Origin of the sequence: Brachybacterium sp. AG952 (genome assembly GCF_004362645.1) — a bacterium.
GTDB lineage: Bacteria > Actinomycetota > Actinomycetes > Actinomycetales > Dermabacteraceae > Brachybacterium > Brachybacterium conglomeratum.
In genome coordinates this window covers 24,885-42,279 of sequence record NZ_SNXV01000006.1, presented here as the reverse complement: position 1 = coordinate 42,279, position 17,395 = coordinate 24,885, and the positions used below count along the sequence as shown (strand labels likewise).

The following is a 17,395-nucleotide window of genomic DNA, read 5'->3' as shown; positions in this document are numbered from 1 at the left end:
GACCGACCGCTGCACCCGCCTCGGTCTCCCCGGCGAGTGGGGCCGGTCGCCATTGGACCGATTCGCCCGATGCGGCGCAAGGGCGAGGGGGAGCGGCGCGTCGCTCAGCGCTTGTGGTAGAGCGCCTTGCGCAGGAAGCGCGGCTCGGAGGTCACCGAGATGCCGAGGTTGCGGAAGATGTCCTCGTCCACCGTCCCGAGGATCGTGGTGGTGTGCACGTCGCAGCCGGCCAGGCTGCGCAGCTGATCCACCGCGCGGCGCGCGTTCTCGTCGCTCGAGGCGGAGACCGACAGGGCGATCAGCACCTCATCGGTGTGCAGGCGCGGATTGCGCGAGCCGAGGTGCTCCGTCTTCAGGGTCTGGATCGGCTCGATCGAGGAGGGGGAGAGCAGCTGCACCGCATCGTCCAGCCCTGCCAGATGCTTCAGGGCGTTCAGCAGCATCGCCGCCGAGCAGCCGAGCAGGGCAGAGGTCTTGCCGGTGACGATCGTGCCGTCGGCCAGCTCGATCGCGGCACCCGGTTCCCCGGTGCGCGCCTCGACCGCGAGCGCCGGCTCGACGACCGAGCGGTCGCTCGGCGAGCAGCCGGCCTTCGACATCACCATCCCGATCCGCTGCGAGACGACGTCGTCCTCGTCCTGGATCCGCTCGTGCATGAGCGCCTTGTAGTAGCGGCGGATGATCTCCTGGCGCGCCGCTTCCCGGCAGACCTCGTCGCCCGTGATGCAGGATCCGGCGAGGTTCACGCCCATGTCGGTGGGGGAGGCGTAGGGGGACGAGCCCGTGAGCTTCTCGAGCAGGGTGCGCAGCAGCGGGAAGACCTCGACGTCCCGGTTGTAGCTCGTGACCTGGGCGCCGTAGGCGGCGAGGTGGAAGGGGTCGATGAGGTTCAGGTCGTCGAGATCCGCCGTCGCCGACTCGTAGGCGAGGTTGACCGGGTGCTCGAGCGGCAGGTCCCAGATCGGGAAGGTCTCGAACTTCGCGTAGCCCGAGGGGATGCCGCGCTGGTGGTCGTGGTAGATCTGCGAGAGGCAGGTGGCGAGCTTGCCCGAGCCCGGGCCGGGCGCGGTGACCACGATGAGGTCGCGGCTGGTGATCGTGTACTCGTTCGCGCCGAAGCCCTGCTCCGAGACGATCCGGGCGGTGTCCTGCGGATAGCCGGGGATGACCCCGTGGCGTGCGACGGTGAGGCCCAGGCGCTGCAGGCGCTCGATGAAGGCGTGGGCGATGTGGTTCTTCTCCTCGAGCTGGGTGAGGACCACGTTCTCGACCAGGAAGCCGCGCTCGCGGAAGACGTCGATCAGCCGCAGCACGTCGTCCTCGTAGGTGATGCCCAGATCCGCGCGGACCTTCTGGCGTTCGAGGTCCTTCGCGTTCAGGCACACGAGGATCTCGAGCTCGTCCCGCAGCCGCTCGAGCATCGCGATCTTGTTGTCCGGCGTGAAGCCGGGCAGCACCCGGGAGGCGTGGTGGTCGTCGAAGAGCTTGCCGCCCATCTCGAGGTAGAGCTTCCCGCCGATCTCCTCGCGGCGCTGCTGGATGTGGCGGGACTGCAGCTCGATGTACTTCTCGCGATCGAACCCGATCCGTGCGCCGGGGTCCTCGGGGGAGGAGGGGGTGGGCGAGGCAGGGGAGCGGGGGTCCGAAGCGGTCACCCCGGCACGCTAGCACCGCGGGGCCCGACGCGGACGGTCCCGGGGGGCCTTCCGGGAGCGCCAGGTGGTCGAGAGCACGGGCGCGTCGGGTCGCAGGTCATGAGGTCCGACCGGAGTCGACATCGATTCGAATCGATGAAAAGCTTGCAATCGGCGCCACACGCGGTGATGATGGTGGCCCCTGCCGCGCACCTCTCACCGTCGAGCGTGCGGGCGAAGACCTCGGCACCTCCCCGCTATCACCCGATCGACGATCCGCTGGTCGTGTCGATTCGTATCGATAAGATGGGCGCGGTGCCGTCGACGCAGAGAAGAGAGAAGGATGATGACGTCCTCGTCAGCGAGACCGACGCGCCCTCGGCCGAGTCGGCGCGCCCTCGGTGCCGCAGCCCTCGCGGCCCCGGCCCTGATGGCGCTCGGCGGCTGCGGGCAGGGCTCCCGCGGCACCGGAACGCAGGAGATCCGAATCGTCGACTACTACAACACCCCGGCCGACGACGTCGCGATCGAGGGCACCTTCGAGTCGTGCGCGGCGGACCTCGGGCTGAGCTTCTCCCGCGAGCGGGTCCCCGGCGACCAGCTCGTGGCGAAGGTCCTCCAGATGGGGTCCTCGCGCACCATGCCGGACCTCCTGATGCTCGACAACCCCAACGTGCAGCAGGTGGCCGCCTCGGGCGCGCTCGCCCCGCTCGAGCCGCACGGCATCACCACCGACGGGTTCACCCCCGCGGTCGCGGACCTCGGCATGCACCAGGGGACCCTCTACGGAATCGCCCCCACCGTCAACACCATCGCGCTGTTCTACGACATCGCCGCCCTGGACGAGGTGGGGCTCGAGCCGCCCCGGACCTGGGACGAGCTGCGCTCGGCGGCCGCGGAGCTGACGACCTCGGACCGTTACGGGATCGCCTTCTCCGCGATCGCCAGCTACGAGGGCACCTTCCAGTTCATGCCCTTCATGTGGTCCAACGGCGGCGACGAGACCGACCTGCGCGGCGACGGGGTCCTCGGCGCCTCCCAGCTGTGGGCGGACCTCGTCCGCGACGGCGTCGCATCCCGCTCCGTCGTGAACTGGGGGCAGGGCGATGCGATCGACCAGTTCAAGGCCGGGAACGCCGCGATGGTCGTCAACGGACCCTGGAACATCGCCGGCCTGCGCGCCGACACCCCGGATCTCGACTGGGGCGTGGCGACACTCCCGGTCCCCTCCGCGGGCGATGCGTCGATCGCGCCGCTCGGCGGGGAGGTGTGGACCGTCCCGATCACCGGCGACGAGGAGAAGCAGGCCCGCGCCGCCGAGCTCCTGAAGGCCTTCGTCGCCCCGGAGCACCAGCTCTTCATGGGCCAGGAGCGATCGACCATCCCCGGCCACGCCGCGACGGCCGAGCGCTTCGCCGCGGAGAACCCCGACCTCGGCACCTTCGTCGAGCAGGTCTCGACCGCGCGCGCCCGCACCGCGCAGCTCGGGCCCGACTGGCCCACCACGGCCAAGGCCATCTACACCGCGAACCAGCGCGTGCTCGTCGACGGCGTCGACCCGGCAGAGGCCTTCGACGAGGCCGCACGGACCGTGAGCTGAGAGAGGAGGACGACCGAGATGACCACCACCACCACCACCGACATCCCGCGCCCCGGCCGGGACGCCGCACGACGCCGCGACCTCCTGGTCCGCATCGGATTCATCGTGCCCGCGGTGCTCTACATGCTCGCGTTCTTCGGATTCCCCATCGTGAAGAACCTCGTGATGAGCTTCCAGGCCTACGACTTCGCGACCTTCTTCAACGGCAGCGCGCCGTTCATCGGCCTGGAGAACTACGCCGAGACCCTCACCGACCCGATCTTCCTCCGGGCGCTGCGCAACACCGGACTGTTCACCGTCGGCTCGATCCTCGGGCAGTTCGTGCTCGGGATGGGCCTGGCGCTGTACTTCCGCAAGAGGTTCCCGCTCTCCGGGTTCCTCCGCTCCCTGCTCCTGCTCCCCTGGCTGCTGCCGATGATCGTCTCCGCCGCCGTGTGGCGGTGGATCCTCGAGCAGGACAACGGCGTGCTCAACCGCTTCCTCGAGAACGTCGGACTGATCTCCGAGCCGATCCCGTGGCTGGTCAGCTCCGACACCGCACTGATCGCAGTGATCGGGGTGAACATCTGGCTGGGCATTCCCTTCAACGTCGTGCTGCTGTACAGCGGGCTCCAGTCCATCCCCGAGGAGCTCTACGAGGCCGGGGCGCTCGATGGGGCGACGGGGTGGAAGGCCTTCCGGTACATCACCCTGCCGATGCTGCGCCCGGTGGTCTCGGTCGTGCTGCTGCTCGGGGTGATCTACACCCTCAAGGTGCTCGACCTGATCATCGGCCTGACCGGAGGCGGACCGGCCAACGCCACCCAGACCCTCGCCACCCGAAGCTACGAGATGAGCTTCGTCGAGTTCGATTTCGGCCAGGGCGCAGCGCTCAGCAACATCCTGATCGTCATCGCCCTCGCCTTCGCGATCGTCTACCTGCGCGCCAATGCCCGCGCGGCGAAGAAGGGATGACCCCGATGAGGACCTCTCACCCCGCCCTGCACACCGTGATCGGCATCGTGCTGGTCGCCGTCATGCTGTTCCCCGTCTACTGGATGGTCAACGCCTCGCTCGCCCCTGCGGGCAACGCCCTGAACACCCAGTGGTTCCCGCTGGACCCGGACTTCTCGGGCTACTCACGGGCGATCGCCGACCAAGGACAGAACCTCCTCACCTCTCTGATCGTCGCCGTCGGCGCCTGCCTGCTGTCGGTCGTGATCGCCGCGCCCTGCGCGTATGCCCTCGCGCAGCTGAACATCCGCGGCACCGGCGTGCTGGTGTTCTTCGTGCTGATCAGCCAGATGATCCCGGGGATCGTGATCGCGAACGCGCTGTACACCGCCTACTCCCCGCTGGGGCTGATCAACTCGATCCCCGGACTGATCCTGGCCGACGCCTCCCAGGGCATCCCCTTCGCCATCCTGATCATGCGGGCCTATCTGGAGAGCTTCCCGTCCTCGATCGTCGAGGCGGCCCGCGTGGACGGCTGCGGGCATGTGCGGGCCTTCTGGTCGATCGTCCTGCCGGTGTCGAAGAACTCCCTGGTCACCGCTGCGATCTTCTCGTTCCTCTTCGCGTGGAGCGACTTCCTGATGGCGCTGACCCTCACCACGGGGGAGACCATCCGGCCCGTCACGCTGGGCCTGTACACCTACATCGGCACCAACGACACCGACTGGAGCGCCGTGATGTCCACGGCGGTCCTGTCCTCCCTGCCCGCGGTGATCCTCATGATCATCGCCCAGAAGTACATCGCCGCCGGGGCCACCGGCGGCGCCGTGAAATGAGCGTCGCTCACCCATGACCACCGCACCCCGTCCCGAAAGGACCCGCACCATGACCACCACCCCCCTCCGCGTCACCGTCTGGGGCGAGAACCGCCACGAGCAGCGCGACCAGCGCGTGCGCGAGCACTATCCCGAGGGGATGCACTCCGCGATCCGCGACGGGATCGTGGAGAACCTCGGCGAGGACGTCACCACCTCCGTCGCCCTGCTCGACGACCCCGAGCACGGGCTGAGCGAGGAGGTGCTCGCCCGCACCGACGTGCTCACCTGGTGGGGGCACATGGCCCACGGCGAGGTCTCCGACGAGGTCGCCGAGCGGGTCCAGCGCCACGTCCTGTCCGGGATGGGCCTGGTGGTCCTGCACTCGGGCCACTGGTCCAAGCCCTTCACCCGACTGATGGGCACCACCTGCACGCTGCGCTGGCGCAACGAGGCAGACCGGGAGCTGGTATGGACCGTGAACCCCTCGCACCCGATCGCCGAGGGCGTCCCGCACCCGATCGTCATCGACGAGCAGGAGATGTACGGGGAGCACTTCGACATCCCCGTCCCCGACGAGCTGATCTTCGTCTCCTCCTTCAGCGGGGGAGAGGTGTTCCGCTCCGGCTGCACCTTCCGGCGCGGCAAGGGGAAGATCTTCTACTTCTCCCCGGGGGACCAGGACTATCCCGTCTACCACCACCGCGACGTGCGCCGCGTGATCGCAAACGGCGTGCGCTGGGCCCGCCCCGCCGTCGCCGATCGCGAGGCGCCCTTCCTGGACCGCTTCGAGACCGACTGGTTCCTCACCGGCGCGACCGGGCAGGGTGTCGGCGACGCCGAGGCCGCGGGGAAGGACGCATGAGCGCCGTGACGCAGGGGAGGCCGGTGACCGTTCCGGTGCTCGTCGTCGGCGCCGGAGGGATGGGGCGGGCCTGGATCCGCACCGTGCTGGCCAGCGATGCCGCGTGCCTCGTCGGCGTCGTGGACGTCGTGGACGGGGCCGCGCAGCGCGCCGTGCAGGATCTCGTGCCCGAGCACGAGCAGCCCGAGGTCGCGACCGGCACCGAGCTGCTCGAGGTCGCCGCGCGCTCGGGCGCCGAGGCGGTGATCGACGTGACGATCCCCGCCGCCCACCACCAGGTCACCGCCGACGCCCTGCACGCGGGCTATCCCGTGCTGGGGGAGAAGCCGTGCGCGGCGACCCTCGCGGAGGCCGTCTCCCTCGCCGGCCACGCCGAGGAGACCGGAAGGCTGTTCATGGTCTCCCAGTCCCGTCGGAACAACCCCCACCTCCACGAGGCGCGGCGTCTCGCCGACGGCCTCGGCGGGGCGGGGATCGTCGACACCCGTTTCGCGAAGGCGCCCCGCTTCGGCGGCTTTCGTGACGAGATGGAGCACCCGCTCCTGGTCGACATGGCCATCCACGCCTTCGACGCCGGACGCGTGCTGCTGGCCGGAACGCCCGTCTCGGTCACCGCGACCTCCTACAACCCGGGATGGAGCTGGTACGCCGGGGACGCCGCCGCGACCGTCGCCATCGCCTACGACACCGGCGCCGTGCACTCCTACTCCGGCTCCTGGTGCTCGCCGGGGGACGAGACCAGCTGGAACGGCGAGTGGGCGCTGCACTGCGAGGGCGGGTCCGTCCGCTGGGACGGGGAGACGCCGCCGACGGCCCACCCGGCCGGCGGCGACCCCGTCCCCGGCCGCGCCCCCGGGCCCCGGGAGCGCTGGGAGCTCGACGCCTCCCTCGCCGAGTTCTGCGCCGCGCTGCGCGGAGGGCCCGTGCCCGGCTCCGAGGTGCACCGCAACGTGTGGACTCAGGCGATCGTCGAGGCGGCCGTGCGCGCCGCCGACACCGGCGGCCGCGTGCTCCTCGCCGACCTGCTCGACGAGGCGCTCCTCGAGGCGCGGGAGCTCGATTCGGCGGACGGCCGCAGCCGGGCGCTGCAGGCGTGGAAGACTGGTGCCTCGGGGCTCGGCGCGAGGTGACCGGCACCGGGGAAGGGGACGGCCGTGCCGACGAGGAAGAAGGCTCCGACGAGCCAGGACGTCGCCCGCCTCGCCGGGGTCTCCCAGTCCACGGTGAGCTACGTGCTCACCGGCTCGCGGCCGATCTCCGAGTCGACCCGGGCACGGGTCGAGGACGCGATCGCGAAGCTCGGCTACCACCCCAACTCCGGCGCCCGCACCCTCCGATCCCGCCGCAGCGGCGTGATCGGCCTGATGGTCCCCGAGGCCGACGGCGACGACGGGGTGCTGATGACCTTCGTCGCCACCATCGCCCGCGAAGCTCGACGGCACAGCTACGACATCCTCCTGGTCACCGCCCAGGAGGGCGCCGACGGGATCCGCCGCGTGACGAGCACCGGGGTGTGCGAGGGACTGATCCTGATGGAGCTGGACCGCATCGACGAGCGCATCGCGCCCGTGATCGAGTCCGGCCTCCCCTTCGTCACGATCGGCAAGCCCGAGGAGTTCCCGCAGGGCTCAGTGGTCGACCTCGACTTCGAGATGCTCGGCCGGATGGTCGTCGAGCGGGCCCTCGAGGAGGGGTGCAACCGTCTGCTGCTCTTCGGGGCGCCCGGGCGCAAGCGCGCCCGCAACGACGTGGCCCGCTTCCTCGCCGGCGTGGAGCAGAGAGCGCAGGACGCCCCGCTCGAGATCGTCCTGGACGCGGGCGCGCTCGCCGAGGCACCCGAGCGCGCCCTGCGCCTGACCCTGCCGGGCCAGCGCACCGCGCTCTTCGGCATCACCGGGGTCCGCCAGGTGCTCTTCGCCATGGCCGCGACCGGGGCGCTGGTGGACGACACCCGGCTGCTCATCGCGCTGAGCGGCTCGGAGCTCTCGGGCGTCAGCCCGCTGCTGGCGTCCGTCCCGCAGGTCGACCCGCGTCGGATCGAGATCAGCGAGCTCGCGGTCGCCGAGCTCGTGCGCCTTCTGCGCACCGAGGGCGCGAGCCCCCGGATCACCCTCGTCGAGCCGCGCTGGCTCGAGGGCTGAGCGCTCCGGCGGGGTGAGCCGACGCACAGCTCCCCGGCGAGAACTCACCCTTTGGGCACCCTTAAGCTCTGCATATGCCTTCCTTTCGCGGCGCTCTCGGGCGGGCTGCTGCTCCTGGTCGCCGACGCCGTCGGCCGCACCGTGATCGCCCCGGCCGTCGTGCCCGTCGGCATCGTGGTCGCCTTCATCGGCGGGCCCGTGTTCATCTACCTCATCCTCACGCGAAGGAACACCCTGAAGTGAGCCTCTCCGTCCAGCACCTGTCCTTCTCCTACGGCCCGCGCAGGATCCTCGAGGACGTCACCTTCGAGGTCGCGCCCGGAGCGTTCTGCGCGCTGCTCGGACCGAACGGCTCCGGCAAGTCCACCCTGGTCAAGGCCATCGCGGGAGTGCACCGCGCGAAGTCCGGCACCGTCACCGTCGAGGGACGCGAGACCTCCTCCCTCGGCCGCCGCGAGCTCGCGAGAGTCGTCGGCTACGTGCCTCAGGCCGGGGACGCGCCCTTCGACCTCACCGTGCGGGAGGCCGTCATGCTCGGCCGCACCCCGCACTTCGGGATCGCCCCGCGCGCCGAGGACCGCGCGAAGGTCGAGGACGCGATCGCCCGGATGGGCCTCGGCGACCTCGCCGAGCGCTCCATGTCCGAGCTCTCCGGCGGGCAGGCGCAGCGCGCCCTGATCGCCCGCGCCCTCGCCCAGGACACCCGTGTGCTGCTCCTGGACGAGCCCACCAGCGCCCTCGACCTCCGCTACCAGATCGAGACGCTCCAGCTGGTCCGTCAGATCACCCGCGAGGAGGGGATCAGCGCGCTCATCGCGATCCACGACCTCAACCACGCCGCGCGCTACTGCGACCAGATCGTCGTGCTCCACGGCGGCCGTCTGGTCGCCGACGGCAGCCCCGCGGAGGCGCTCCGGGTCCCTGTGCTGCGCAGCGTGTACGAGGTCGACGTGGAGGTCGACGCGCGCGAGGGCGCGGTCGAGGTGCGCCCCCGGGTCGACGCGGCCGGATTCACCCGCACCGGCGCGCGCCTGGTCGAGCTCGACGAGCACGGCGGGATCCGCGCCGACGCCGTCGCCGCCGTGCCCCGATGAGCCCGGAGCACTTCGACGCGGTGATCGTCGGCGGCGGCCCCCGCGGCGTCGCCACCGTGCTGCGCCTGGTCGCGCGCGTCCGCGCCGAGGGAGCCGCGCCGCTGCGCGTCGCGCTCCTCGACGCCCTCGCGATCGGGCCCGGCGCGACCTGGCGCCTCGACCAGCCGGCGGCGTACCTCAACAACACCCAGGCCGACGCGACGACCGTCCACCCCGACGACTCGACCCGCATGAGCGGCCCGCCCGCCCCGGGGCCCGATCTCGTGGACTGGGCGCGGCGGGTCCGGGCCGAGGGCGCGCACCCGGCGGGGGATTGGGCGGTGGAGGAGGCGTCGGCGCTGACCGGCGCCACCTTCCCCACCCGGCGCCTGCAGGGCGTCTACTACCGCGACCAGCTCGAGGCCGCCGCGGCGACGGGCGCCGTCGAGCTCACCGAGGTCCTCGGCCGCGCCGTCGACCTCGAGGGCACGGGCGCGGAGCGCACCGTCGTGCTCGAGGACGGTCGCCGGCTGAGCGCGCCCGCCGTCGTCCTCGCCCAGGGGATGGTGCAGGGGCGGCGGAGCCGCGAGGTGGAGGAGCTGGCGGGCTTCGCCGCACGTCACGGCCTGCGCTACGTCGAGCCCGGCATGCCGGCGGAGCGCGACTTCACGGGCCTCCCCGCGGGGCAGGACGTGCTGGTGCGCGGGCTCGGCGCGAACCTCTTCGACGTCCTCGGACAGCTGGCCGAGGAGTGGGGCGGCGAGTTCGAGCCCGTTGAGGGCGATTTGCACGGCCGTCTGCGCTATCTGCCCAGCGGCCGAGAGCCGCGTCTGCTGGTCGGCTCGCGGCGCGGTGTCCCCTACCGCTCCAAGCCCGAAGGTGGGCGCTCCGTGCGCCCCTTCGTGCCGCGCTGGGCGACCCCGGAGTGGTTCACGGCCCTCGCCGCCCGCGGCGGCATCGACTTCGCCGACGAGGTGTGGCCGGTGCTCGGCCGCGAGTTCGCCCGCGCCTACCTCGAGGCGCTGGGCGAGCTGCGCCCGCAGGCCGTCGGCGGCGACTGGCTCGCCGGGCTCGAGGCCGCTTCGACCGTCGAGGAGATCGACGCGGTGCTCGAGGCCTCGATCGGTGAGGAGGAGTGGACCTGGGCCCTCGAGGAGCTGCATCGGCCCACCCGCGGCGAGGAGGTCGGCCCGGACGGCTGGGCCCGCCTGGTGCGCCGTCTGATCCGCGACGAGCTCGGCTCCATGTCCGATCCCTGGCGCCACCCCCGCGCCGCGGTCAACGGGGCGATGGGGGCGCTGCGGCGTGAGGTCGGTCGCCTCACCGCCCGCGGCGCCTTCACGGGCGTCTCGCTGGCCCGAGACGTGCTGGGATGGTTCGACGGCGACTCGCTCGCCCTCGCCTCGGGCCCGCCGGCGGAGCGGGTGCGCCTGGTGCTGGCGCTGCTGGAGGCAGGGGTGGTCGAGCTGCTCGGACCCGGCACCGCGGTCGAGGCCGACGAGGACGCGGGGCTCTTCCGCGCCTCCTCCGCCGTGACCGGCCGGGAGGTCTCCTCCGAGGTGCTGCTCGAGACGCGGATGTCCAAAGGGAAGGTCCCGGACACGGACGATCCGCTGCTGCGCGCCCTGCTGGACTCGGGCCGCGCCCGGATCCACACCGTGGACGGGGTGGAGACCCACTCGATGGAGGCGACCGGCGCGGAGATCGCCGAGGACGCCGAGGGCGGCCACAACCTGGTCTCCGCCGACGGGGAGGTCGATCCGGCGGTCGTGGTGCTCGGCATCCCCGCGCAGTCCACCCAGCCGGGCTCCGCGATCGGGGCGGCCCCGGGGGTGCCCTCGCCGCTGCTCGCGGGCGCGGACGTCGCGGCGCGGCAGGTCATCGCCCGGGCACGGGTGTCGGCGCGCCTCTGAGGACCTGTTCCGGGAGAGGGTTGTGCGCGTACGACCGCACCTAGCAGTGACCGAGATCACGATCGTTATAGGACCGTGACGCCTACCAGTGGAGGTTTTCGGGTCGGGCGAGGTTCAATTCCTGCACGGATCGACGGCGATCCGGCGCTCCAACGGCGGAGCGATTCCCGAGAGGCAGGTCTTCCATGTCCGAGTCTGCAGCATTCCCTCGTCCCGGCGCCTCGCGCCGCCGATTCCTCGCCGGCACCGGCGCGCTCGGCGGCGCGGCGGCCCTCGCCGCCTGCGGCGGCGCCACCGGCGGCGGAGGAGGGGGAGGAGGCGGCGGCGAGGAGCTCGTCGGCGTCGGCAACGGAGGCCAGGCCGGCACCGGCCGTGCGGGCGAAGGCGCCGACCAGCTGTTCATCGCCGGCTTCCAGTGGAGCCCGCCCACCAACTTCAACACCTTCGCCGGCGCTCCGGCCTGGCCGGCCTCCTCGAACGTCGCCCAGTACATCTACGAGACGCTGCTGCGCTTCCACATCGTCACCGGCGAGCTGCTGCCGGGACTGGCCGCCTCGCACGAGATCACCGGCAGCGAGTCGATCACGCTGACTCTCCAGGAGGGCATCACCTGGCACGACGGCAGCGAGTTCACGGCCGAGGACGTGCTGTACACCTTCGAGCTCGGCAAGATCGACCCCTCCCTGGGCGTCGCCGCCTTCTGGACCGAGGTCGACGAGATGACGGCCGACGGCAGCACGATCTCGATCGCGGTGAACAAGGAGCGCAAGAACGTCGGCGCCGTGCTGAACTCCCTGGCCACCCAGTTCATCGTCCCCAAGGCGGTGTTCGAGAAGGCCGCGCAGGAGACCGGGAACAAGATCGCCGGCTGGGAGACCACCGAGGCCATGGGCACCGGGCCCTTCACCCTCGAGCTCGCGGACCAGACCCAGATCATCCTCGCCCGCCACGAGGAGTACTGGGGCAAGGACTTCTACGGCGGTCTGCCCGCGATGACGAAGATCATCCACCCGATCTTCAAGTCCAACGAGGACGGCAACCTGAAGTTCCAGAACGGCGAGCTCGACGTGATGCAGCAGTTCGTCCCCCAGATCTGGAAGATGTGGGAGAGCGGCAAGCCGGTGGGCACCTACCTGCGCGAGAAGCCGTACTTCTCCCCGGGCTCGATGCCGATGCTGCTGATCAACACCACGAAGCCGGGCCTCGACGATCCCACCGTGCGCCGGGCCCTCGCGCATGCGGTGGACTACGCCTCGATCGCGGAGACCGCCATGAGCGGCTACTCCTCCCAGGTGCTCGCCTCGCTGATCATCCCCGACGGCGCCGAGGACCAGTGGCTGGACCGCGACAAGGCCGCCGCCGACGGCTGGACCTTCGACGCCGCGAAGGCCGAGTCCCTGCTCCAGGAAGCCGGCTACGCCAAGGGCGCCGACGGCTTCTACGCCAAGGACGGCCAGAAGCTCGGCCCCTGGAAGCTCATCACCCCGCAGGGCTGGACCGACTGGAACGCCGCCCTCGAGGTCGTCGCCAAGAACCTCCAGGCCATCGGAGTGGACGCCAGCACGAACTTCCCCCAGCAGGCGCAGACCCAGACCGCCATCCAGAACGGCGACTTCGACATGGCCTGCTGGTACGTCGCCGGCACAGGACCTTCCACCCCGTGGCAGCGCTTCAGCGACGTGATGAGCAACGTCGAGATGGCGGAGCTCGGCCAGACCGCCTACCGCAACTACGGCCGATGGGAGAACGGGGAGGTCAACGACCTGCTCGAGGCGGCGGCCGCCGCCTCCGACGACGCGACCAAGCTCGAGGCGCTCACGGCGCTGGACGACATCTACCGCGCCGAGGTACCCGCCTTCCCGCTGATGTACCGTCCCGACGAGTTCTTCGAGTTCAACGCGAGCAACTGGTCGAACTGGCCCGCCGAGGACAACGACTACGCCCCGCCGATGTTCCGCGGCGCCGGCAACGAATGGATCTTCCAGCTGAAGAAGATCGGCGGCTGAGCGTCCCGTGACCCTCGGCCGATACATCGCCCGCAAGTCGGGCTGGTACCTGGTCGCGCTGGTGGCAGCAGTGAGCCTCAACTTCCTGCTGCCCCGGCTCGTCCCGGGCAATCCCGTCGACGTCATCGTCTCGAACCTCGCCCGCGGAGGCTCCGTCACCGGCGAGCAGCAGAAGGCGATCTACGAAGGCTTCGTCGCCGAGTTCGGTCTGGACGCGCCCCTGTGGCAGCAGTTCCTGACCTACCTCGGCAAGGTGTTCTCCGGCGACCTGGGGACCTCGTTCGCCAACTACCCGGCCTCGGTCAACGACCTGATCGGCCAGGCCCTTCCCTGGTCGATCGCGGTGCAGCTGCCCGCGGTGCTGATCGGATGGATCGCCGGCAACCTGGTCGGCGCGATCGCGGCGTTCCGCGGCGGGAACTGGGACCGCAGCGTCTTCACCAGCGCCCTGTTCCTCTCCGCGATGCCGTACTACTGCCTCTCCATCCTGCTGCTGTACGGGTTCGCGGTGGTGGCGGGGATCTTCCCCGTCGGCGGCGCCTACTCGCTGGGGCTCACACCGGAGTTCTCCGTCGAGTTCCTCTGGGACGCCGTGAGCTACTACTGGCTGCCCTTCCTCTCGCTGGTGGTCGTGTTCATCGGCGGGCAGGCGGTGGGCATGCGCTCCATGGCGATCTACGAGCTGGGCGGCGACTACGTCAACTACGCCCGCGCCATGGGCATCCGAGACAACAGGATCACCCAGTACATCTTCCGCAACGCGATGCTCCCGCAGATCACCGGGCTCGCGCTCGCGATCGGCACCCTCGTGGGAGGCGCGCTGATCACCGAGCTGGTCTTCAGCTATCCGGGGGTCGGGACCCTGCTGTTCAACGCGATCACGCAGAACGACTACCCGGTCATCCAGGCGGTCACGCTGATCATCACCGTCGCGGTGCTCGTGGCGAACTTCCTGGTGGAGATCGCCTACGGCATCATCGACCCGCGCATCCGCGCGGCGAGCGCAGGGGAGAAGTGACATGAGCACACCCAACGCCCCCGTCGCCGACGAGAAGCCCGTCCCGCGCGGCAACCCGTTCCGCTCCCTGAACTTCTCGGGACGGTTCTGGATCGCGCTGGTCCTCGTCGTCGGCGTGATCCTGCTGGGCCTGGCCGGCTACGTCTATCCCACCGGGCCCGGGGAGAAGGTCGCCTCGCTGTACGACCCGCCCGGAGCAGGTCTCCCGCTCGGATCGGACAACTTCGGCCACGACGTGCTCGCGGTGCTCATGGCTGGCACCCGTACCTCGCTGATCATCGGCCTGGTCGCCGGGATCGTCGCCACCGTCATCGGGGTGATCGTCGGCCTGGTCGCCGGCTACATCGGCGGCTGGTTCGAGGAGCTCCTCATGGGCGCCACCAACGTGGTCCTCGCGATCCCCTCGATCATCGTGCTGATCCTCATCTCGATCTCGCTGCCCCAGAGCAGCATCTGGTCGCTCGCGGTGGTCATCGGCATCACCTCGTGGCCCTGGACCGCCCGCGCCGTCCGCGCCCAGGCCTCCTCGATCGCGACGAGGGAGCACATCGACGTGGCCCGGCTCTCCGGGGCACGCCTGCCCGGCATCCTCCTGCGGGACGTGCTGCCGTACATCCTGTCGTACACGGTGATGGCGTTCGTCCTGCAGGTCGCCGGCGCGATCCTCGCCGAGTCCTCCCTGTCGATGCTGGGCCTCGGCCCGTCGGGAGCGAACTCGCTGGGCATCCAGCTGCACTGGGCGCTCGCGTTCCAGGCCGTGGGCGGCGGCGCCTGGTGGGCCTTCCTCCCGCCGACGATCGTGCTGACCCTGGTCTCGTTCGGCTTCCTGCTCCTGCAGTCCAGCCTCGACGAGGTGTTCAACCCGCGCCTGCGCCGCGGCAAGCGCAAGCAGATGAAGCAGGCGGCGGCCAGGCGCGCCGAGGAGGCGAGGCTGCTCGCCGCGCAGACCGCCCGCACCGTGCAGGGCCCCGCAGGCGCACCACGAGGGAAGGAGCTCGCATGAGCCACGACGACGCCGCCCCCGCCCGCGCGGAGCGGGCGATCCTCGCCCGGGCGCACGACATCCGCTGCGTCTACGGCGGCGGGGAGAAAGACTTCACCGCCGTGGACGGGGTCTCCCTCGAGCTCGGCGAGGGGGAGATCCTGGGACTGGCCGGGGAGTCCGGCTGCGGGAAGACGACGCTGGGCAACGCCCTGGCGATGATCGCGACCCCGCCGCTGTACGTCCTGTCCGGCGCCCTCGAGATCGACGGGGAGAGCATCGATCTCTCCACCCTCTCGGTCGCGGACCTCAAGCGCCACCGCCCCTACCGGGGGCGGACCGTGTCGATGCTGCCGCAGGGGGCGATGAACTCCATCAGCCCCACCCTGCGGATCCGCAGCCTCGTGCACGACGTGATGCGCGCCCACGACCCGCGGGTGAGCCGGGACGAGGCGCTCGACCTCGCCCGGGACCGGCTGAAGATGCTCGAGATGCCGGTGCGGGTGCTCGACTCCTACGCGCACCAGCTCTCCGGCGGGATGAAGCAGCGCATGATCACGGTGATCTCCACGCTGCAGAACCCCCGGCTGCTGATCGCGGACGAGCCCACCTCGGCGCTCGACGTCTCCAGCCAGCGGATGCTGGTGGAGATGCTGCTGGCGATGGTGGAGCAGCGGATCATGGCGGGCGTCGTCTTCGTGACGCACGACCTCCCCGTGCTCTCGCAGGTCTCGGACCGGCTCGCCATCATGAGCGGCGGGCGGATCGTCGAGACCGGACCCACCCGTCGGCTCGTCGAGCAGCCGGAGCACGACTACACCAGGACGCTGCTGTCCTCGGTGCTGGACCCCAGCCGGGAGACCTGGGAGCGGGGGAGGCGGCGCGCCGGCCTCGACGCGGGCGCCGCCGGACCCGCCGCTCCTGCAGCGCCCGCGCCCGAGAAGGAGGTGGGGGCCCGATGATCGAGACCCCCGAGATGATCACCCGCAGCCGCACGGAGCGCGAGGTGCTGCTGTCCTGCGCGAACGTGACCAAGGAGTTCTCGGTCGCCGGCGGCACCGTGGTCGCGGTCGACGACGTCAGCCTCGAGTTCCCCGAGGCGAGCGTGCTCGCCGTGGTGGGGGAGTCGGGCTCGGGCAAGTCGACCCTCGCCCGCATGCTGCTGCGTCTGATGCCCGTCACCTCGGGCACCATCGCGTTCCGCGGCCAGGACGTCACCTCCCTGTCCGGGAAGGGACTGCGGGACTACTGGTCGGAGGTGCAGGCGGTCTTCCAGGACCCCTTCGCCTCCTTCAACCAGTTCTTCACCGTCGGCTCCCTGCTGCGGCGCAGCCTCGCGCTCGCGAGGATCCCCTCCGACGAGGCCGATGCGCTGATCGAGGAGTGCCTGGGCTACGTGGACATGCGCCCCCGCGACGTGCTCCACAAGTTCCCGCACCAGATGTCCGGCGGACAGCGCCAGCGCATCATGATCGCGCGGGCGCTGATGATGCGGCCCAAGGTGCTGCTGGCCGACGAGGCGACCAGCATGCTGGACGCGACGCTGCGGGTGAACGTGCTGAACGTGCTGCACGACCTGCGTAGCGAGCTGGGCCTGACGGTCCTGTTCATCACGCACGACATCGGCCAGGCCTGCTATCTGGCGGACCGGGTCGCGGTGATGGAGCGGGGCAGGGTCGTCGAGCGCGGGTCGACGGAGGAGGTCATCTTCGCACCGCAGGCCGAGTACACCCGGCGCCTGCTCTCCGACGTCCCCGACCTGCGCGGCAGCCTCAGGACGTAGCCGGGGGAGCCAGCAGCACGGAGAAGGTCGCCAGGGTGCGCTCGAGCTCGACCGAGGGCTCGAGCAGCCACTGGATCTGCAGGCCGTCGGAGGCTGCGATGAGGAGGGCCGCCATATCGGCGGGCTCGACGTCGTCGCGGACCGTTCCGGCGGCCTGTTCTGCGGACAGGCGCTCGGTCAGCTCCGTGCGGATGCGCTCGAAGCGGTCGGTGAAGAACTCGTTCGAGGGCGTGCCGTCGGCGGCCAGCGCCGAGGCGACCAGCGTCGTGTACAGCTCGACCATGCCGGGCACGCCGATGTTGATCATCGCGGCCTTGACCAGCACGTCCACCGCCGACTCCGCGGCGTCGCCCGAGGTGTCGCGCTTCGCCTCGGCATGCTCGTAGACCGCCACCAGCAGCTGCTCGCGGGAGTCGAAGTAGTGCAGCAGCGCTGCATGGGACACCCCGATCGCCGTCGCGATCCGGCGCAGCGAGGTGCCGTCGGCCCCCCGCTCGCGGAACACCTCGGCGGCCCGCTCGAGGATCTCCTGCCGGCGGGCGACGCCCTTCTCGTACGAGCCGGCCCGTCCGATGACGGGCCGGGCGCGCTTCTCCTCGCTGGTCATCCGTCGATCCTATCCAGGCCGGGAC

General features: G+C 70.9%; 16 protein-coding genes. 14 read left to right on the top strand and 2 right to left on the bottom strand.

Annotated elements, in window-relative coordinates:
- Positions 1-104 precede the first annotated feature (104 nt).
- Positions 105-1,655, bottom strand: coding sequence for a DUF1846 domain-containing protein (locus DEU31_RS13960; RefSeq protein ID WP_133677582.1), 1,551 nt, complete (start codon positions 1,653-1,655; stop codon positions 105-107).
- A 409-nt stretch (positions 1,656-2,064) separates the two neighbouring features.
- On the opposite strand from DEU31_RS13960, the gene DEU31_RS13955 reads away from it, so the two are divergent.
- The 14 genes from DEU31_RS13955 to DEU31_RS13890 all read left to right on the top strand — a co-directional run bounded on the left by DEU31_RS13955 (position 2,065) and on the right by DEU31_RS13890 (position 16,763).
- Entirely contained in the window at positions 2,065-3,234 is a 1,170-nt protein-coding gene (locus DEU31_RS13955; RefSeq protein ID WP_243733849.1) for an extracellular solute-binding protein, read from the top strand.
- Between the two features lie 18 nt (positions 3,235-3,252).
- The gene (locus tag DEU31_RS13950) at positions 3,253-4,188 is read left to right on the top strand and encodes a sugar ABC transporter permease (protein ID WP_133677580.1); all 936 of its coding nucleotides are present in this window, start codon (positions 3,253-3,255) and stop codon (positions 4,186-4,188) included.
- 5 nt (positions 4,189-4,193) lie between these two features.
- Positions 4,194-5,003 carry a carbohydrate ABC transporter permease gene (locus DEU31_RS13945; RefSeq protein ID WP_133677579.1) on the top strand — a complete coding sequence of 270 codons (810 nt, stop codon included), beginning with the start codon at positions 4,194-4,196 and terminating at the stop codon, positions 5,001-5,003.
- A 49-nt stretch (positions 5,004-5,052) separates the two neighbouring features.
- Positions 5,053-5,847, top strand: coding sequence for a ThuA domain-containing protein (locus tag DEU31_RS13940; RefSeq protein ID WP_133677578.1), 795 nt, complete (start codon positions 5,053-5,055; stop codon positions 5,845-5,847).
- Entirely contained in the window at positions 5,844-6,977 is a 1,134-nt protein-coding gene (locus DEU31_RS13935; RefSeq protein WP_133677577.1) for a Gfo/Idh/MocA family oxidoreductase, read from the top strand. Before DEU31_RS13940 ends, DEU31_RS13935 begins: the two co-directional genes overlap by 4 nt.
- A 24-nt stretch (positions 6,978-7,001) precedes the next feature.
- On the top strand, positions 7,002-7,988 hold the full coding sequence (locus DEU31_RS13930) for a LacI family DNA-binding transcriptional regulator (protein ID WP_133677576.1): 987 nt from the start codon (positions 7,002-7,004) through the stop codon (positions 7,986-7,988).
- A 51-nt stretch (positions 7,989-8,039) separates the two neighbouring features.
- Positions 8,040-8,231, top strand: coding sequence for an iron chelate uptake ABC transporter family permease subunit (locus DEU31_RS13925; protein WP_208109993.1), 192 nt, complete (start codon positions 8,040-8,042; stop codon positions 8,229-8,231).
- Positions 8,228-9,082 (top strand): ABC transporter ATP-binding protein, encoded by an 855-nt coding sequence (locus DEU31_RS13920; protein WP_010551747.1) that lies wholly within the window; start codon positions 8,228-8,230, stop codon positions 9,080-9,082. The genes DEU31_RS13925 and DEU31_RS13920 overlap by 4 nt, the downstream gene beginning before the upstream one ends.
- A complete protein-coding gene (locus tag DEU31_RS13915; RefSeq protein WP_010551746.1) occupies positions 9,079-10,974 on the top strand; it encodes an FAD/NAD(P)-binding protein in 1,896 nt (631 codons plus the stop codon). The genes DEU31_RS13920 and DEU31_RS13915 overlap by 4 nt, the downstream gene beginning before the upstream one ends.
- A 185-nt stretch (positions 10,975-11,159) precedes the next feature.
- A complete protein-coding gene (locus DEU31_RS13910; RefSeq protein ID WP_133677575.1) occupies positions 11,160-12,980 on the top strand; it encodes an ABC transporter substrate-binding protein in 1,821 nt (606 codons plus the stop codon).
- Positions 12,981-12,987: 7 nt separating this feature from the next.
- On the top strand, positions 12,988-13,998 hold the full coding sequence (locus DEU31_RS13905; RefSeq protein WP_062950601.1) for an ABC transporter permease: 1,011 nt from the start codon (positions 12,988-12,990) through the stop codon (positions 13,996-13,998).
- Between the two features lies 1 nt (position 13,999).
- Positions 14,000-15,001 (top strand): ABC transporter permease, encoded by a 1,002-nt coding sequence (locus DEU31_RS13900; RefSeq protein WP_133677574.1) that lies wholly within the window; start codon positions 14,000-14,002, stop codon positions 14,999-15,001.
- Positions 14,998-15,942 (top strand): ABC transporter ATP-binding protein, encoded by a 945-nt coding sequence (locus DEU31_RS13895; protein ID WP_133677573.1) that lies wholly within the window; start codon positions 14,998-15,000, stop codon positions 15,940-15,942. The genes DEU31_RS13900 and DEU31_RS13895 overlap by 4 nt, the downstream gene beginning before the upstream one ends.
- Positions 15,939-16,763, top strand: coding sequence for a dipeptide/oligopeptide/nickel ABC transporter ATP-binding protein (locus DEU31_RS13890; RefSeq protein ID WP_126985294.1), 825 nt, complete (start codon positions 15,939-15,941; stop codon positions 16,761-16,763). Before DEU31_RS13895 ends, DEU31_RS13890 begins: the two co-directional genes overlap by 4 nt.
- Here DEU31_RS13890 and DEU31_RS13885 read toward each other — a convergent pair.
- A complete protein-coding gene (locus DEU31_RS13885) occupies positions 16,753-17,370 on the bottom strand; it encodes a TetR/AcrR family transcriptional regulator (RefSeq protein WP_010551740.1) in 618 nt (205 codons plus the stop codon). The genes DEU31_RS13890 and DEU31_RS13885 overlap by 11 nt on opposite strands.
- Between the last annotated feature and the right edge of the window lie 25 nt (positions 17,371-17,395).